10 protein-coding genes are annotated in these 16,180 nt (G+C 72.3%); 6 read left to right on the forward strand and 4 right to left on the reverse strand.

The window, feature by feature from the left end; genetic code table 11:
- The first annotated feature begins 102 nt into the window (after positions 1-102).
- On the forward strand, positions 103-2,274 hold the full coding sequence (locus AB0D74_RS14050; protein WP_362584825.1) for a primosomal protein N': 2,172 nt from the start codon (positions 103-105) through the stop codon (positions 2,272-2,274).
- A 143-nt stretch (positions 2,275-2,417) separates the two neighbouring features.
- Here AB0D74_RS14050 and AB0D74_RS14055 read toward each other — a convergent pair whose 3' ends face one another.
- A complete protein-coding gene (locus tag AB0D74_RS14055; protein WP_362584828.1) occupies positions 2,418-2,969 on the reverse strand; it encodes a hypothetical protein in 552 nt (183 codons plus the stop codon).
- 436 nt (positions 2,970-3,405) lie between these two features.
- Between AB0D74_RS14055 and fmt the strand changes: the two genes are divergently transcribed.
- The 4 genes from fmt (at position 3,406) to AB0D74_RS14075 (ending at position 9,256) form a co-directional block, all read left to right on the forward strand.
- Positions 3,406-4,338: a methionyl-tRNA formyltransferase gene (gene fmt, locus AB0D74_RS14060; protein WP_362584831.1), complete on the forward strand. Its 933-nt coding sequence runs from the start codon at positions 3,406-3,408 to the stop codon at positions 4,336-4,338.
- A 94-nt stretch (positions 4,339-4,432) separates the two neighbouring features.
- A complete protein-coding gene (locus AB0D74_RS14065) occupies positions 4,433-5,860 on the forward strand; it encodes a transcription antitermination factor NusB (RefSeq protein ID WP_362584834.1) in 1,428 nt (475 codons plus the stop codon).
- 346 nt (positions 5,861-6,206) lie between these two features.
- On the forward strand, positions 6,207-8,129 hold the full coding sequence (locus AB0D74_RS14070; protein ID WP_362584837.1) for a CHAT domain-containing protein: 1,923 nt from the start codon (positions 6,207-6,209) through the stop codon (positions 8,127-8,129).
- Positions 8,126-9,256: a hypothetical protein gene (locus AB0D74_RS14075; protein WP_362584840.1), complete on the forward strand. Its 1,131-nt coding sequence runs from the start codon at positions 8,126-8,128 to the stop codon at positions 9,254-9,256. The genes AB0D74_RS14070 and AB0D74_RS14075 overlap by 4 nt, the downstream gene beginning before the upstream one ends.
- A 32-nt stretch (positions 9,257-9,288) precedes the next feature.
- Here the strand turns inward: AB0D74_RS14075 and AB0D74_RS14080 are convergent, their stop codons facing one another.
- The 3 genes from AB0D74_RS14080 to AB0D74_RS14090 form a co-directional block, all read right to left on the reverse strand.
- Positions 9,289-10,047 (reverse strand): hypothetical protein, encoded by a 759-nt coding sequence (locus AB0D74_RS14080; protein ID WP_362584843.1) that lies wholly within the window; start codon positions 10,045-10,047, stop codon positions 9,289-9,291.
- 82 nt (positions 10,048-10,129) lie between these two features.
- Positions 10,130-11,419: a CHAT domain-containing protein gene (locus AB0D74_RS14085; RefSeq protein ID WP_362584846.1), complete on the reverse strand. Its 1,290-nt coding sequence runs from the start codon at positions 11,417-11,419 to the stop codon at positions 10,130-10,132.
- Positions 11,420-11,439: 20 nt separating this feature from the next.
- Positions 11,440-13,299 (reverse strand): hypothetical protein, encoded by a 1,860-nt coding sequence (locus AB0D74_RS14090; RefSeq protein ID WP_362584849.1) that lies wholly within the window; start codon positions 13,297-13,299, stop codon positions 11,440-11,442.
- Positions 13,300-13,835: 536 nt separating this feature from the next.
- Here AB0D74_RS14090 and AB0D74_RS14095 point away from each other — a divergent pair.
- On the forward strand, positions 13,836-16,163 hold the full coding sequence (locus AB0D74_RS14095) for a serine/threonine-protein kinase (RefSeq protein ID WP_362584852.1): 2,328 nt from the start codon (positions 13,836-13,838) through the stop codon (positions 16,161-16,163).
- The last annotated feature ends 17 nt before the right edge of the window (positions 16,164-16,180 follow it).

A 16,180-nucleotide genomic window follows, 5' to 3' on the forward strand; every position in this document is an offset into this window, starting at 1 on the left:
GTGTTCCGACCGCTGCCGGACTGATCTCGGGAGATGCGGGCCGCCCGCCCGAGGGGACTCGGGCGGCGTCGGCTGTCAGTGGCGTTTGGTAAGAATGCAAGGGTGAGCAGCGAGAACGGGCAGGGGGGCGGCGGCGCCGGAGGGGCGCCGCCGGAGCAGCTCGCGCTCATCCGGGAGAGCGTGCGGGAGGCCAGGGCGCCGCGGGCCAAGCCGCGGACCTGGCGAGGGGCCGCGCTGGCCGAGCGGTTGCCGGTCGCGCGGGTGCTCGTGGACAAGGGCGTGCTCCATCTCGACCGGTACTTCGACTACGCCGTCCCCGCCGAACTGGACGCGGAGGCGCAGCCGGGGGTCCGGGTCCGGGTCCGGTTCGGGGCCGGGCGGCACCGGGTGCGGGACGGGCGCCGCGAGGGCGGAGGGCTCATCGACGGGTTCCTGGTCGAGCGGCTCGCCGAGTCCGACTACTCGGGACCGCTCGCCGCCCTGGCCCAGGTGGTGTCGCCCGAGCCGGTGCTGAGCGAGGAACTGCTGCGGCTCGCGCGCGCGGTCGCCGACCGGTACGCGGGGAGCCTCGCGGATGTGCTGCAGCTTGCCGTGCCGCCGCGCAGCGCGCGGGCCGAGAAGCGCCCGTCGCCCGAGCCGCTGCCGCCGCCGCCCGTGCCGGGCGCCGGAAGCTGGTCGCGGTACGAGCACGGGGCCGCCTTCGTCGAGTCGCTGGCCTCCGGCGGCGCGCCGCGCGCAGTGTGGAACGCGCTGCCGGGACCCGGGTGGAGCGAGGAGATCGCCCGCGCCGTCGCCGCCACGCTCGCCTCGGGACGCGGCGCGCTCGTCGTCGTACCGGACGGGCGGGCCGCGGCGCGGGTCGATGCCGCGCTGACCGAGGTACTGGGCGAAGGCCGGCACGCGCTGCTCACGGCCGACGCCGGGCCCGAGAAGCGGTACGCGCAGTGGCTCGCGGTCAGCCGTGGGTCGGTGCGGGCCGTCGTCGGGACGCGGGCGGCCATGTTCGCGCCCGTGCGGGATCTCGGGCTCGTCGTGATCTGGGACGACGGGGACGACAGCCACAGCGAGCAGCACGCGCCGCAGCCGCATGCGCGGGATGTGCTGCTCCTGCGGGCGGCCCTGGACAAGTGCGCCTTTCTGCTCGGGAGTTGGAGCTGCACGGTGGAGGCCGCGCAGCTCGTGGAGAACGGCTGGGCGCGGCCCCTGGTGGCGGGGCGGGAACAGGTGCGCGGGGCCGCGCCGCTGGTGCGGACGGTCGGGGACGGGGACCTGGCCCGGGACGAGGCCGCACGGGCCGCCCGGCTGCCGACACTCGCCTGGCAGGCCGTCCGGGACGGGCTGCGGCACGGGCCGGTGCTGGTGCAGGTGCCCCGACGGGGGTATGTGCCGCGGATGGCCTGCGCCCAGTGCCGGGCGCCGGCGCGCTGCCGGCACTGCGCCGGTCCGCTGGAGGCGCGGGACGCCGGAGCACTGGAGTGCGGGTGGTGCGGGCGGGCGGAGGGCGACTGGCACTGTCCCGAGTGCGGCGGCTTCCGGCTGCGGGCCCAGGTGGTCGGGGCCCGGCGGACCGCCGAGGAGCTGGGGCGGGCCTTTCCCGCCGTACCCGTACGGACCTCGGGGCGCGAGCAGGTGCTGGACACCGTGCCGGGGACGCCCGCGCTGGTCGTGAGCACACCGGGTGCGGAGCCGGTCGCCGAGGGTGGCTATGCGGCGGCCCTGCTGCTGGACGGCTGGGCGATGCTCGGGCGGCCCGACCTGCGGGCCGGTGAGGACGCGCTGCGCCGGTGGATCGCGGCCGGGGCACTGGTGCGGCCACAGGCGGACGGCGGGACCGTGGTCGTCGTCGCGGAGCCGACGCTGCGGCCCGTGCAGGCGCTGGTGCGGTGGGATCCCGTCGGGCACGCGGTCCGGGAGCTGGCCGAGCGGGCGGAGCTGGGGTTTCCGCCGGTGTCGCGGATGGCGGCGGTGTCGGGGACGGCGGAGGCGCTCGCCGAGTTCCTCGGTACGGCCGAACTGCCGTCGGATGCCGAGGTGTTGGGGCCGGTTCCGGTGCCCGTGACACGGGCCGGGGCGCCCCGGCGGGCGGGTGCGCCGCCGCCCGGGGAGCACTGGGAGCGGGCGCTGGTACGAGTGCCGCCGGGGAGCGGGGCGGCGCTCGCCGCCGCGCTGAAGTCGGCTCAGGCGGCGCGGATGGCGCGCGGGAGCGGGAGCGGCGGGGGGAGTGGGAACGGGGAGGCCGTTCGGGTGCGGATCGATCCGCCGGACATCGGGTGAGTCGACGGCAGACGGCTGCCCTCCCGGATGCTTGCCGGGAGGGCAGGAACGGGCGGTCGGCCCTTCAGGTCAGCCGTGATGCCGGTCGGTCCTTGCGGACGTCGGCCGTTGCGTGTGTGTCGTGCCGTGTCAGCCGTTCCGTGTCAGCCGTTGCGCGGGCCGGGGAAGGCCGTCGGCCTGACCTCGTCGCGGAGGGTGGGGCTGCCTGCGGTCGGCTGGGTCGGCATGGAGCGGGCGGCCGGGACCGTGGGTACCGTGGGCAGACCGCCGCCCACGTTGATCGTGCGGGTGCCCGACGGTTCCGTGGAGTGGTCGGGGTCGGCCGTGGCCGTCGTCGTCTGGGCCGTGGTGCGGCGGGCGCCGTAACGGCGGTGCACCGCCTGCTTGGTGACTCCGAGCGCGGAGCCCACCGCATCCCACGAGAAGCCGAGCGAACGGTCGAAGTCCACGGCGGCCGTGACCAGGGTTTCGACACTGTCCCGGAGTTCCTGGGCGAGCCGGACCGTCGGGGCGGGGGCACGTCCGTAGACGACGAAGCCCGTGGACGGGCCGGAGCGGCGCGGGCGGTATACGTTGCCCAACTGGGCGGTGAGCGTGCGGAGTGCGTCCACCTGGCGGCGGACCCGCTCGATGTCCCGCACCAGCAAGTGCAGGCTGGCCCGGGCCTGGGCGTCGTGGGTTGCGTGGTCGGCCATGAACAAGCCTCTCGAACCGGCGTTGAAAGGAATGGGCCGCGTTGCGGCCCGTTGTGGTCAACTCTCTCTTGACCAACGCGTGGGCGCTCCGCTGGTCACGGTGTGGGGGCGTATGGGCATATGCGTACGCCGTGCGGCGGGGGTTGCACCACCGGAGAGCTCTCCCACCCGCGCACCACCCGCCCGAGTCGACAGAGAGGTTGAGCGGACCTGCGGGGGCGTTCGCCGTCGGCGGCCTGCGGCCTGCGGGTTCGTCGGCTGTCGCCTGTTGCCCGTCCGCGCGCCGCCCCTTCGAGTCGGTGGAGTGACCTGCGGGGGTGTTCGCGGTCGGCGGCCTGGGGGGCGTTGTCCGTTGGCCGTGGGCGGGGGCCGGTTGTTCCGGCATAGACTTGTTTGTTGCCCGTGTTGATGCCGTTCGAGAGGGTCTCAGTCGCCCATGAAGCTTGTCTTCGCCGGTACCCCCGAAGTCGCCGTTCCTGCTCTGGACGCTCTCATCTCGTCCGGACGGCACGAGGTGGCCGCCGTGGTCACGCGGCCCGACGCGCCGGCCGGGCGGGGACGCAGGCTGGTCGCTTCGCCCGTGGCCGAGCGGGCGATGGAGGCCGGCATCGAGGTGCTGAGGCCGCTCAAGCCGCGCGAGCCGGAGTTTCTGGAGCGGCTGAAGGAGATCGGGCCGGACTGCTGCCCGGTGGTGGCCTACGGCGCGCTGCTGCCCCGGGTCGCGCTCGACGTGCCCGTCCACGGCTGGGTCAACCTGCACTTCTCGCTGCTTCCCGCCTGGCGCGGGGCCGCTCCCGTGCAGCACTCCATCATGGCGGGCGACGAGATCACGGGCGCCTCCACCTTCCTCATCGAGGAGGGGCTCGACTCCGGGCCCGTGTATGGGACCGTCACCGAGGAGATCCGGCCCACCGACACCAGCGGTGACCTGCTGACCCGGCTCGCCTTCGCCGGGTCCGGGCTGCTCGCCGCGACTATGGACGGCATCGAGGACGGCACGCTCAAGGCCGTACCGCAGCCGGTCGAGGGGGTCACCCTCGCGCCGAAGATCACCGTCGAGGACGCGAAGATCGAGTGGTCGGCGCCGGCGCTGAGGGTCGACCGGGTGGTGCGGGGATGCACCCCGGCCCCCGGTGCCTGGACCACCTTCCGCGGTGAGCGGCTCAAGCTCATCCAGGTCACGCCGGTGCCCGACCGGACCGACCTCGCGCCCGCCGAGGTCGCCGTCGGAAAGAACAGCGTGCACGTGGGGACGGGGTCGTACGCCGTGGAACTGCTCTGGGTACAGGCCCAGGGCAAGAAGCCGATGCGGGCCGCCGACTGGGCGCGTGGCGTGCGCATCGGCGCCGGGGAGACCCTCGGCGCCTGAGCCCTTTCCCCGCCGACTTCCCCACCAGCGGCTTTCCGGCGTACGCGGCGTACGCTGGGAGTCGCCTCATTCCCGTACCCGGAGCACCTTTTTCGTGAGCGAGCAGTCCCGGCGGCCACGCAGGCCCGCCAAGCCATACCGCCGTCCCCAGAAGGACCCCGTCCGCATCCTCGCCTTCGAGGCGCTGCGTGCCGTGGACGAGCGGGACGCGTACGCCAACCTCGTGCTGCCGCCGCTGCTGCGCAAGGCCCGGGAGCAGGAGGGACCCGAAAAGTTCGACGGGCGGGACGCCGCGCTCGCGACCGAGCTGGTGTACGGGACGCTGCGCCGGCAGGGCACGTACGACGCGATCATCGCGGAGTGCGTCGACCGGCCGTTGCGCGAGGTGGACCCGCCGGTGCTGGACGTGCTCAGTCTGGGCGTGCACCAGCTGCTCGGGACGCGGATTCCCAGCCACGCCGCCGTCTCCGCCTCCGTCGAGCTGGCCCGGGTGGTGCTGGGCGACGGGCGCGCCAAGTTCGTCAACGCCGTGCTCCGCAAGGTCGCGCAGGACGATCTCGACGGTTGGATCGCGAAGGTCGCACCCCCGTACGACCAGGACCCCGAGGACCACCTCGCCGTCGTGCACTCGCATCCGCGGTGGGTCGTCTCCGCGCTCTGGGACTCGTTGGGGGGCGGACGCGCCGGGATCGAGGAACTGCTGGCCGCCGACAACGAGCGGCCCGAGGTGACGCTGGTCGCCCGGCCGGGCCGGGCCACCACCGAGGAACTTCTCGGTGAGGAGGCCGCCGTGGCGGGGCGCTGGTCGCCGTACGCCGTGCGGCTCGCCGAGGGCGGTGAGCCCGGTGCCATCACGGCCGTGCGGGAGGGCAGGGCCGGGGTGCAGGACGAGGGCAGCCAGCTGGTCGCCCTCGCGCTCGCCAACGCGCCGGTCGAGGGGCCGGACGCGAAGTGGCTCGACGGCTGCGCCGGACCCGGCGGCAAGGCCGCGCTGCTCGCCGCGCTCGCCGCCGAGCGGGGCGCGGTGCTGCTCGCCTCCGAGAAGCAGCCGCACCGGGCCGGGCTGGTCGAGAAGGCGCTGCACGGCAACCTGGGGCCGTACCAGGTCATCGCCGCCGACGGCACCCGGCCGCCGTGGCGCGCCGGCACCTTCGACCGGGTCCTGATGGACGTCCCCTGCACGGGCCTGGGCGCGCTGCGGCGCCGCCCGGAGGCACGGTGGCGGCGCCGTCCCGAGGACCTCGACAACTTCGGCCCGCTGCAGCGGGCGTTGTTGCGTACCGCGATCGACTCGGTCCGGGTGGGCGGGGTGGTCGGGTACGCCACGTGTTCCCCGCACCTGGCGGAGACGCGGGCGGTGGTCCAGGACGTGCTGAAGCAGCGGCCGGATACCGAGCTGCTGGATGCGCGGCCTTTGCTGCCGGGAGTGCCGGACCTGGCCGACGGTCCCGACGTGCAGCTGTGGCCGCACGTGCACGGCACGGACGCGATGTACCTGGCGCTGATCCGTCGGACCGGCTGAGGCTCAACGCCGACGTCCCTCTGTGAGGCAAGGGTCGGAACGGGGAGCTCGCACCGTTCATCCGGATCGGGACAGCCGGGGGAGATTCCCCGAAGCTCTCGGCTTCTGCCGACGGCTCTCCAGGGCACGCCGCGCGAGCCGCTCTTCTGGGCAACCCTTCTGGCGGGCCGACCGGAGGCATCCAGGTCTCGCCTCGCCACTGGCCTCTGCTCCGGGAATCGATGCTGCCGTCGTCGTCCGGTGCCAGGATGTCTTGAGATCCGTGGCGAGAGTGGACTCGGTCCGCGGTCGGTACGGGTGGCATACGATGAACCGCCCCGCCACTGAGCCGGAAGAGAGGGGACGGGTGACCGCGCAGGACGCCATGGTCGAACTGGCCGCCCTATGGCCGCGATTACCTCTGCTGGTAGGTCGGGATTGGCCGAAGGTCCGTTCCTCGGCCCTGGAACTGGTCGGGCGACTGGCCGATGCCGGCGACGATGACGAACGGATCGCCTGTGCCGAGCGCTTGCTGATCCTCCTTGCTCCGTACTCCGGCGTCCGTGATCTGTTGAGTCCCGCCTTCCTCGCCGGACGACGGTCGACCGAGGACGGCGTCGATCTGGCCGCCGTGTGCAGACTGCTGGCGAGCGCACCGTGGGAACGGTGGATCGACGCCCGGCTCGACGCTCCCACGTCCGACAACCTGTCGCACACCCGTACCCTGCACCTGCAAGTGGACCGTCTCGCCCATCCGTTCGCATTCTCGTCCGCCTGGCCAGGGGCGACCGCGTCCGACGCCGCCGAGACGGCTTGGCTGCACGTGGACGTGTACGCCGAGGCCGCGCATGTGTCCATCCGTCCTGTGCGGCAGCGGCTGCCGGTCTTCAGTGAGGTTCCCGACCTCGCCCGGGACCTGCCGGGAGCCTCCTTCGACATCACCTTTCTGCGGGCCGACCAGCCCACCGTGGTCCTGGCCAGAGTGAACGGACCCGACGGCCTGCTGTTCCAGTTGCTGCCTCTGACCCTCCATCCCGACGGACCCGTCGAACAGTGCACCCTGCTGCCGCGCGGAACGGGGCGCGCGGCAGCGCGTCCGGCGGACCTGAGGATCACCCTGGTGTCCGAGGGTGAGGTGCATCGGATGCTGGTGGACGACCGGTCCGGGTACAACCCTGTCGTCGTCCTGCCGCACCGGTCGAAGGAACTGGAGATCCTCGCCCGCAGGGCACGCGCGTCCTTCGAGACTCTCTTGACCGGTTCGGACGGCCGCGTCTACGAGAAGCATCTGGAGATTCCGGAGCCGGTGTATCGGACCGGTCTACGGGCAGTGGCACGGTCGGGGACCGACCTCTTCCGCGGACTGTTCCGGCCCAACGGCGGCAGTGCGGCTCTCCGTGAACTCGGCGACATGCTGATCAGAACCGTGGACGAGGCACAGGCCGGGGCGCTGCCCCGCGTCGAGATCGTTTCCTCGGAACTGAGCCTGCCCTGGCACCTGATGTATGTGACGGACTACTGCCTCGATGCCGAGCTCTCACCCACCCGGCTGCTCGGCCTGGCGTGCGAGGTCGACGTGGTCACCGCCCGGCCCGGATGCCGATTCCGCGGAGAGCCGGGCAGCGGCGCCGACGGGGCGCGCGGCGAAGCCGCGACCACTGCGCCAGGCTCGCGCTCACCGGCGCTCGTCGCCGTCAACACCGACATCGACCGACCGGACACCGCCAGGGCGCGCACCCTGGTGGCGGACCAGACGGCGTACTGGAGGCAGGGCCTCGCCACCCGAGCCGAGGTTGTCGACGACCGGGACCGGGTGGCGGCGGCCCTCGCCGGGGAAGACCCTTACGCCCTCTGGTACTTCTACTGCCATCTCGAACAGGGGGAAGAGGACGATCCGGACGACGTGTCCCTCGTCTTCACCGGGGGCCGACACGTGTCCTTGAGGGACCTCATGCACGACGTGCCGGCGGACACCCCGTTGCGCGGTTCGCCCCTGGTGGTGCTGAACGTCTGCATGTCCACGATGCCGGACACCCTGGGCCGGGCCGGCTTTCCCCCCTATTTCGTCAGCAGAGGCGCCAGGGGGGTCGTTTGCACCGAAACGGATGTCCCGGCGGAGTTCGGCGCGCAATGGGCACGCCGCTTCTTCGACCGCCTGCTGGCCGGGCACACCATGCGCGGAGCCCTCCACGACACTCGTCGGGAGCTGGTGTGCGAGCACCGCAACCTTCTCGGTCTGGTGTACACGGCGATGGGGCAGGGCGATGCGACTCTGGAGGTGCCCCGGTGATCGTGGTCGAGGCTCTGAGCGCCGAGCACGGCGACTGCCTGTGGATCGAGTGGGACGACGGACCGCGCCGGCGACGCATGCTCATCGACGGCGGCCCCGGACGGCGGAACGCCCTGGCCCAAGGGCTGGCCGCCCGGTTCGCGCGGCAGCCGGTGGGCGAACGGGATTTCGAGCTGGTCGTGTCCACTCACATCGACGACGACCACATCACGGGCCTGCTCCCGCTGATGGCTGCTCCTCCGGCCGGATTCACCACGGAAGAAGTGTGGTTCAACGCGGACCACCATCTTGGCGCGGACGACACCTTGGGCGTGCACGCCGCGAACGAGTTCGCGGAACTGCTGCGACGTAAGCGTCTCCCCTGGAACACCCGCAGAGGAGGCGCTGCGATTGCCACCGATGAGGGGCGTCCGCCGCCCGCCTTCGCGTTCCCGGGCGGCCTGACGCTCACGCTTCTCTCGCCCACCCGGTCAGGCCTGCGGGCATTGCGCAAGACCTGGAGGAGCACCCGCCCCACCGCCCGGGGGCCGGGCGACGTCCTCGGCGCCGCCGAAGACGCGCGACTCGACGCCACGAGCCTGCCGGAGCTGGCCGCGCGGCCGTACCGTAGGGACCGCAGCGAGGCCAACGGCTCCAGCATCGCTTTCCTCGCTGAGCACCGGGACGGCAGCCGGGTGCTGTTCGGCGCCGACGCCCATGCCGAGACACTGGTCCCCGCCCTGCGGCGGCTGTGGCACGGCGGCGGATACCCGGTCGCCCTCTGCAAGGTGCCGCACCACGGCAGCGCCCACAACGTCAGCCCCGCTCTGGTCCGTGCCCTGGACTGCCGACACTGGCTCTTCTGCACCAACGGTGGGCGCGGGCACGCCAGGAGATGGGCGTCCGGACGCTCCACGCACCCGAGCCCGGAGGCGGTCGCACGCATCCTGGCGCAAGGGCCCCAGCGGGTACCCGACGCCGGAGGGGCGCACACCACCTTCTGGTTCAACCACCGTTCGCCCAGCACACTGCGCTACGACGGAGAGTCGCTGCGTTCGCTGGGACTGCGCACCGAGTACCCGGCGGACGGTGCGGAAGGTATGACCGTCGTCATCGAGAACGGCGAGGTCACCCGAGGCATGACCTGACAGGAGCCGCGGTCCACCTGGCACGGCGCCGCTCAGTTCGCGGGCGGCGGCGGTCCGGTGTCGGTGACGACGCAGGTCTCCAGTAGTCGCTCGGCGTAGAGCCAGGCAGCCGTCGCCACCCACGACGGGCGCACCAGGAAGGCCCAGAAGCCGACCAGCCCGGCCTCCAGGACGACGAGGAGGACGACGAGGGACGTGGCCGGCCTTCCCCACCATCCCTCGGGCGCCGCGAGCCAGGCGGCGACGGCGACCAGACCCGCCACCGTCACTGACAGGGCATAGGGGCGCAGCCCAAGCGCGTTGCGCCGGAACCCGTACTCGCAGTTCTGGTCCAGCAGTAGCACTGCACCCGGCAGCGCACGCGCTCGGGCGCGCAGGACCAGACCGGCGGCGTCGTAGACTCGGTCGGCGCTCTCGGGATCGTGCTGTTCTTCCAGTTCGTCGGGTAGTCGCAGGGTAGGCCCGACGACACGCTGGAGCGCCTCGTGCAGAAAAGCCAGCCGGACACGGTCGTTGGGACCACGCCACCGGAGCAACTGCACGCTCGGCTTCCCGCCCCAGGACCGGAACAGGCCTTCTTCGATGCGCTTGCCCCTGCTGCGGCCCAGTTGATCGGCGCAGAGCGGCAGACCACTGCACACCAGCAGGGCCCAGACTGTCTGGGCGCCGGGCAGCGCGGGAAGCGCGACCGCCACCGGCAGCGCGACCGGCAGCAGAGCGATCAGCAGCGGCCGCAGCCGTGCCCGCCTGCTGTACTTGTCGAAGAAACCCGGCAGCGCCCCGTATCCCATCGCAGCCCCCCGAATTTTGCCCTGCGTCCACGGCATCCGGTGACTACCCGTACCGTCCGGGTCCCATGTGCGCCCCGCGCCGTCACGCCCCGACGTGGGCGAAGCCCGCCCACAGGTCGGGGTGCGCGTATGAGCGCTCCGTCGGGGCCCCCGACATGTGCAGTGCCAGCCGGAACCCTTGGCCACTCTGTGTCGGAAGCCATGCGGCGCGCTGTCGTTCCGCGTCCTCGTAACACCGTAGCTTCTCGCTGTTCGTGGTGTCGCGGAGCCATACCTGTGCCCCGGCCAGCGCCTCCGACGGCGAGGTGACACCGTCCGTGTGTCGCCATCTTCGGTAGAACTCCGTCATCAGCATGGCCGTCGCCACGTCCGTGACCTCCCACAGCGAGGCCAGCACCCCTGCGACTCCGGCCTGCAGCAGACCGGTGGGGAGCGAGACCACCTCGTCGGGCAGCCGTCCTCCCGGTACGGAGGTCTCGCACGCGGACAGGACCGCCAGCCGCAGCCGCAGCCGGAGCCGGACAGTCAGGAGGTCTCGCAGTGTCAGCTGGTCCGTGCCCGCCAGCAGCAGGTGACTGTTGAGCGGCTCCACCAGATCCACCTTGCCGTGGCAGGCCAGATGGACGACGTCGGCGCCGTGCAGCGCCGCCGTCACGGTGCGGGCGTCCGCGCCCGGTCCCCCGACGAACTCGCTGCCGCCGGGGAAGGCCGCCTCGGCGGCGAGCGTTTCGGACCGTGCGTAGCCCAGTCGGCTGCCGGCCGGCGACCTGGGCGGATCGGCCACCGTGACCAGCCGCTCCACCGGACGCATGGCGGCCAGCTCACGCGCGGTACTCAGAGCACGGGCGTTCGGTGTGTAGGCGAGTACGAGGTGATCGAGAGCGTACCGGCGGCCCGTCGGCCGGGCGGTGTCCGGCGTCCATGCGGCGTGCAACGGCAGCAGTCCGAGCAGCCCACCCGCGACGAGGGTGGCAGCGGTGTCGTCCGTCATGCGATCGAGTACGGGGCCCATGACCGCGTCCCAGAGCCAACCGGTGATGTCGTCCAGGACGGCACGCCAGTCGGCGGTGCCATGGCGCTTGTCAGCCCGATGGGCCGTCAGGTAGGCCTCCGTACGCAGGCGCAACGCGTGTGCGGTCAGAGCCGGGAGCGGTACGTGTTCGATGCGCTCGCCGCGCACCAGCAAGCCGGTCCCGGCGGCCTCCGACGCCGAGAGGTACACCAGAGGACGGTCCTGGGCCGCCGTTCCGACCTCCCTGACCGTGGGCGGAGCGAGGAAGGTCTCGAAGCCTGGCACTCGCTGGACCTCCTCGACCACCAGGTCCAGCTCCCGCCGCGCAGCCCGGAGCTCCTCCATCTCGTCGTACGGCATGCTCCTCCCGTCCTTGTCCTTCACACGTCGTCCGAGAACATCGAGTGCGTGGCCCGGTCCAGCCGGGTGACCGCCGACCGGTACCGGTCGGCCAGGTCCGGTCGGACATCGCGCAGGGCGTCGAGGGCGAATTCCTCGCGTTCCAGGGATTCGGCCAGCACCACGGCTCGTACCGACTCCAGAGCGGTGACGGCCCCGGCGAAGTCCCCGGAGTGGGCGTGCGCGTAGGCGGCCCGGCTGCCGGCCTCCGACGCGTCCGTGAGTACGGTCTCCTTGTCCGCACGGCTCGTCTGGGCGACCGTCACGCGGTGCGTCAGCGCGAGCATCCAGTCGTAGGCCTCGCCCGCTTCCCGTATCCGGCCGTGCTGCCACGCCCAGTGGGCCCATTCACGAGCCGAGTCGAGGGCGGCACGCGGCATGAAGGGCTCCAGGCCGCGCACCGTGGTGCGGTACTGCCCGGTGGCCTCCGCCTGCTGGTCGCTCAGACCGGTGGAGTCCGCCCGCACCATGAGGGCCTGCGCCAGCGCGGCGCCGGCATGCGCACGCTCCAGCGTGCCGGGCGCTTTGCGCTGTACGACCTCGGACCGTAACGTGCACGCCTGGTCCAGATCCTCGACGCGATGGTCGCGGAGGGCGCGCAGCAGGAGCGCGTCGGCGTAGCGGGCGCGGGCTGCGGGGAGAATGTCGGCACGGCCGAGCGCCCCGCCGAGCACGCCTTCCAACAGCCGAACGGCTTCGTCGAGGTCGCGCGAGCGGCGCGGCCGGACCTCCACGTAGCGCTGCGTCAGGCACTGGGCCAGCAGCACCCGCGCTCCGGCGACGTGCACGCCGACGGCGACCTCGACCGCCTCGCGGGCCTGTTCCTCGGCGCGCAGGACGTCCCGGTCGGCGCCGTCGGGGTCCGCGCGCCGACGCCGGTGGGCGCGGGCAAGACGGTCGTGAGCGGCGTTGGTCAGCAAGGGAGCGCGCGAGGGATCCCGGCGGCCCATCCCGGTCAGGGCACTCTCGTTCAGCCGGATGGCGCGGTCGGTCTCCGAGAGCCTGCCGACGGCTGCGGCGGACAGCACCGAGCGCAGCGCCGACAGGGTCTGCGGCGAGCCCTGCGCGCCGAGCCCGGGGAGCAACGCGGCGGGGTCCGCGTCGAGTTCCGGCAAGTGGTCCAAGGCCCTGGGGTCACCCGACCGCCGGGCCACTTCCTGGCGCGCGGATTCCAGATTGGTGCGCAGCACCGCCTCGAAGCCCACGATGCCGCGGCCCGCACCCTGGCGGACGAGTTCCTCCAGGAGCGTGACCGCTCGATCCGCCTCCGCCGGATCAGTGCCCGCACGGCGTGATCGCTCGAGCAGCGTCAGGGCGAACCCCATGGTGAGCGGGGCCCGCTCGTCGCCGGTGGGGCGTGGACCGGCCAGTGCCTCGCTGAGCAGGGCGAAGGACCTCTCCAGGTCGCTCACACGGTTGCCGAGTTCATAGCGCTGGTAGTGCGCGAGCCCCAGCTCACCGGTCAAGGTGGCGTGTTCACCGCTTCCCGCGCGCAGTCCCGGAAGGATGCCCTCCAGCAGCCGGATCGCCTCGTCCAGTGCTTCCTCGGTGCGCGCGTAGGTGAGGCAGTTGGCGAGATTGGCCGCCAGGTCCCGCTGGTCCTCGTGGCCACGCGGCACCTTCCTGAGCGCCTCACGGCCGGTGTCGACCGCCAACTGCCAGTGGGTGCGATCACCCGAGCAGCGGAACATCGCGAGGCGGGCGGCGAACAGCTTGGACAGCGCGACCGCAAGCCGCTGGCGGCTGGCGTTGGGGCCGGGCATGGCGGCCTCCGCCCGGCGGAGCAGTTCCGGCACCTGATCACAGGGCACGGCCTCGATGGGCAGTCGTTCGAGATCCACACCTGCTCCGCTCACGTCGTCCCCGTCGCGGTCCGGGCGTCGAGCCCTTGCGTCCCTGGCGGACGGATTGGTCGCCCCTCCGTACACACCGCCGCCCAGACCGTAGGGTGATGTCGGACATCGGGTACCTCAGTGTGCCGTAGCACCGCTTTCACGCGGGCGGCTTCGACAGATCGCGCGGCAGTCCCCATATTCGCCCAGCGGGGTACTGCGGACCCGCGGCACCCGCTAGAGTGCGCGCAAGATTGTCTGAATACAGCGCCACAGAGGTGTATATGAGCGACTTATCGGGTGAGTCGGGGACGCCCGAACCGTCGGAGTTCCAAGGAAGGGACGAGGCGTGGGAGTACATCCCTGACACGGATGGCACCTCGGACAACCAGGACGACGATCTCACGCGCCGTGACGGGACAGGACCGGCCGACGGGGGCACCCGCAGGGACTCCACCGACTCCGCTGAGAGCACCCGCTTCGACACGCGCAGGATGGATGCGTCGGAGCCGGGGTCCGGTCCACCGGGCGGCAACTGGCTTCCCGTGGATCAGGACCTCCTGGACCGCTACAAGTCCCAGCGATCGCTCGGTGCGGGAGGCGAGGCGCACCGCGTACTGCTGGCAGAGGACATCAGCGACGGCTCCCTCGTCGTCATCAAGATCTACCGTCAGTCGATCCGCCGCAACGACGACGTCATGCGAGCCCTCCATGACACGCGGCACCGGCATGTCGTACGCCTCCTCGACCACGGCGTCACGGTCGACCAGTTCGGGGACCAGTGGTCCTGGGAAGTGCTGGAGTACGCCGCCGGCGGCTCCCTGGCCGACCTTCTCAGGCGCGACGGCCCCATCGCCCCCGAACAGGTGCGGCTCCTGCTCACGCAACTGGCCGAGGCACTCCACCACCTGCACACCCAACTCGTCGTCGGGGAGCGGCGCGGCGCGGCACACCGAGACCTGAAGCCGGCGAACGTCCTGCTGCGCAGCGAGCAGGGACCGCTCGAAGCGGTGCTCGCCGACTTCGGCATGGTTGCCGAAGCGGGCCACACCCGGCACACGGACCACGCCGCGGGCAGCGCGTCGTATCAGGCACCTGAGACGTTCCGCAGGGCGAGCCGGAGCGTCACCCAGGACTGGTGGGCGCTCGGCATCCTGGTGGTGGAGATGCTCACCGGCAGGAACCCCAACTCGGTCGACGGCGGTTGGGCCAATCCGCTGGCGCTGCACGAGCACCTCACCACGCACCCGGTCGACCTCGACGGGGTCGCGGACCCCCGATGGCACATGCTCTGTCAGGGGCTGCTCACCCGGACGCCCGAGAGGCGCTGGGGATACGAACAGGTCACCACCTGGCTGCGCGGCGGAAGTCCCCAGGTGTACGGGGAAGGAGCCACCGGGGAGTCGCGCGCCCCCTACTGGCTGGCCGGCGAGCGCCTCTACACGGTGGACCAGGTGGCGGACGCCATGGCCGCGGAAGCCTGGACCGACGTACTGCGGAACTTCCAGGACGCGAGACGTCTGACCAGGCTGCGCGACTGGCTTCAGCAGGAGTTCAACGGCCATGGCATCCCGGCGGAGCTGGTGGCGGAACCGGTGGAGGACCCGCGGTCCGCGGCCGTCCGGATGGCCTCCTTCCGGGCAAGCGTCCACCCGCAGGCAGCGCCACGCTTCGCGGGCCGCCCGATGGACGCGGCCGGCCTGTCGGAGCTGGCCGCTTCGCAGGCCAGGGACGACCAGGCCGTGATGGCGGTGGTGTCCCCCGAACTCATCGAGGTCTTCGCCGCCCACGCCTGTACGACCACGGGCCGCCCAGGTCACGAACGCTGCGGCGCCCGTTGCCGGGTCCTCGCCGCGGCGGCCGACGAACTGCCCGCGGTGGCGGAGGAGGTGCGGCGGACCCTGGCGGATCTCAGGTCGACGGCGACGCCCGGCGGGGACCTGGCCGACGCGCTGCTCACGATGGGCAACAACAAGTCGCTGCACATCCTGTGCCTGCGCGGTGCGCTCGACCCGGCCACCGGACGGCGGCTCAGCCGGCGGCTGAGCCGACTGCGCCGGTTCAACGGCTCGCTCAAGGCCTGCACCTGGTGGATGGAGCTGTCGCGGCGGGCGGTCCGCGAGCGTGGTTCGCTCGGGCTGTTGATCGTCGCCGACGCACTGGTCACGGTCGCCGAAGGCGACGGCGGCACGAAGCTGAGAGACCCCGACGGCCGCACCGAGCAGCGGCACAAACAGACCATGGCCGTGCTGGGCCGGACGGGTACCGAAGCCCTCGGAGTCCTTGGCGACGTGGCCACGAGCGCCGCGCTGTTCACGGCCGCGCTGGCGGCGCTGTACGTGGCAGCCGTCGCCTGGTTGATGCTGGGCGGCGACAAACCCGCGGCCTCCCCCGGCAGGTACGCCGGGCTCGCCGCTGATCTGCAGTACACGCTGGCCGTACCGATCGCGGCAGCGCTGCTGGCCGTGCTGATGCGCCAGCGGCGGCCCGGCCCCGCAGCCGTGTGGGGTGGCGTGCTCACCGTGCTCACGGGGGCCCTCGCGGCGCTCGCTCTGTGGCACGGTCACCAGCGTGATGTGCGGTTCCCGTATCTGCCCGGAGCCGACTTCAGGTCTCTGCTGCTCGACCTGGACGGTCAGGCGAAGGACCGGCCGGGAGCGACCGCCTGCTGGGTGGCGGTTGCCGTGGCGCTCCTCATCGGGGTCGTGGTCAACCTGGCGAACCGCCGACCAAAGCCGGTGTCCGGCGACCAGACCCTGTGGTGGCTGAGGGCCGCGGTCGTGCTGGCTGTCGCACTGCTTGTCATCGGACTGGTCAAGAACTGGCCCGTGGTGCCCGGCTTTCTCACGGCCGCGCCCCAGAAACTGTGGTGAGGGGCGGGGGCCTCGGG

Origin of the sequence: Streptomyces sp. NPDC048278, from assembly GCF_040652195.1 — a bacterium.
GTDB lineage: Bacteria > Actinomycetota > Actinomycetes > Streptomycetales > Streptomycetaceae > Streptomyces.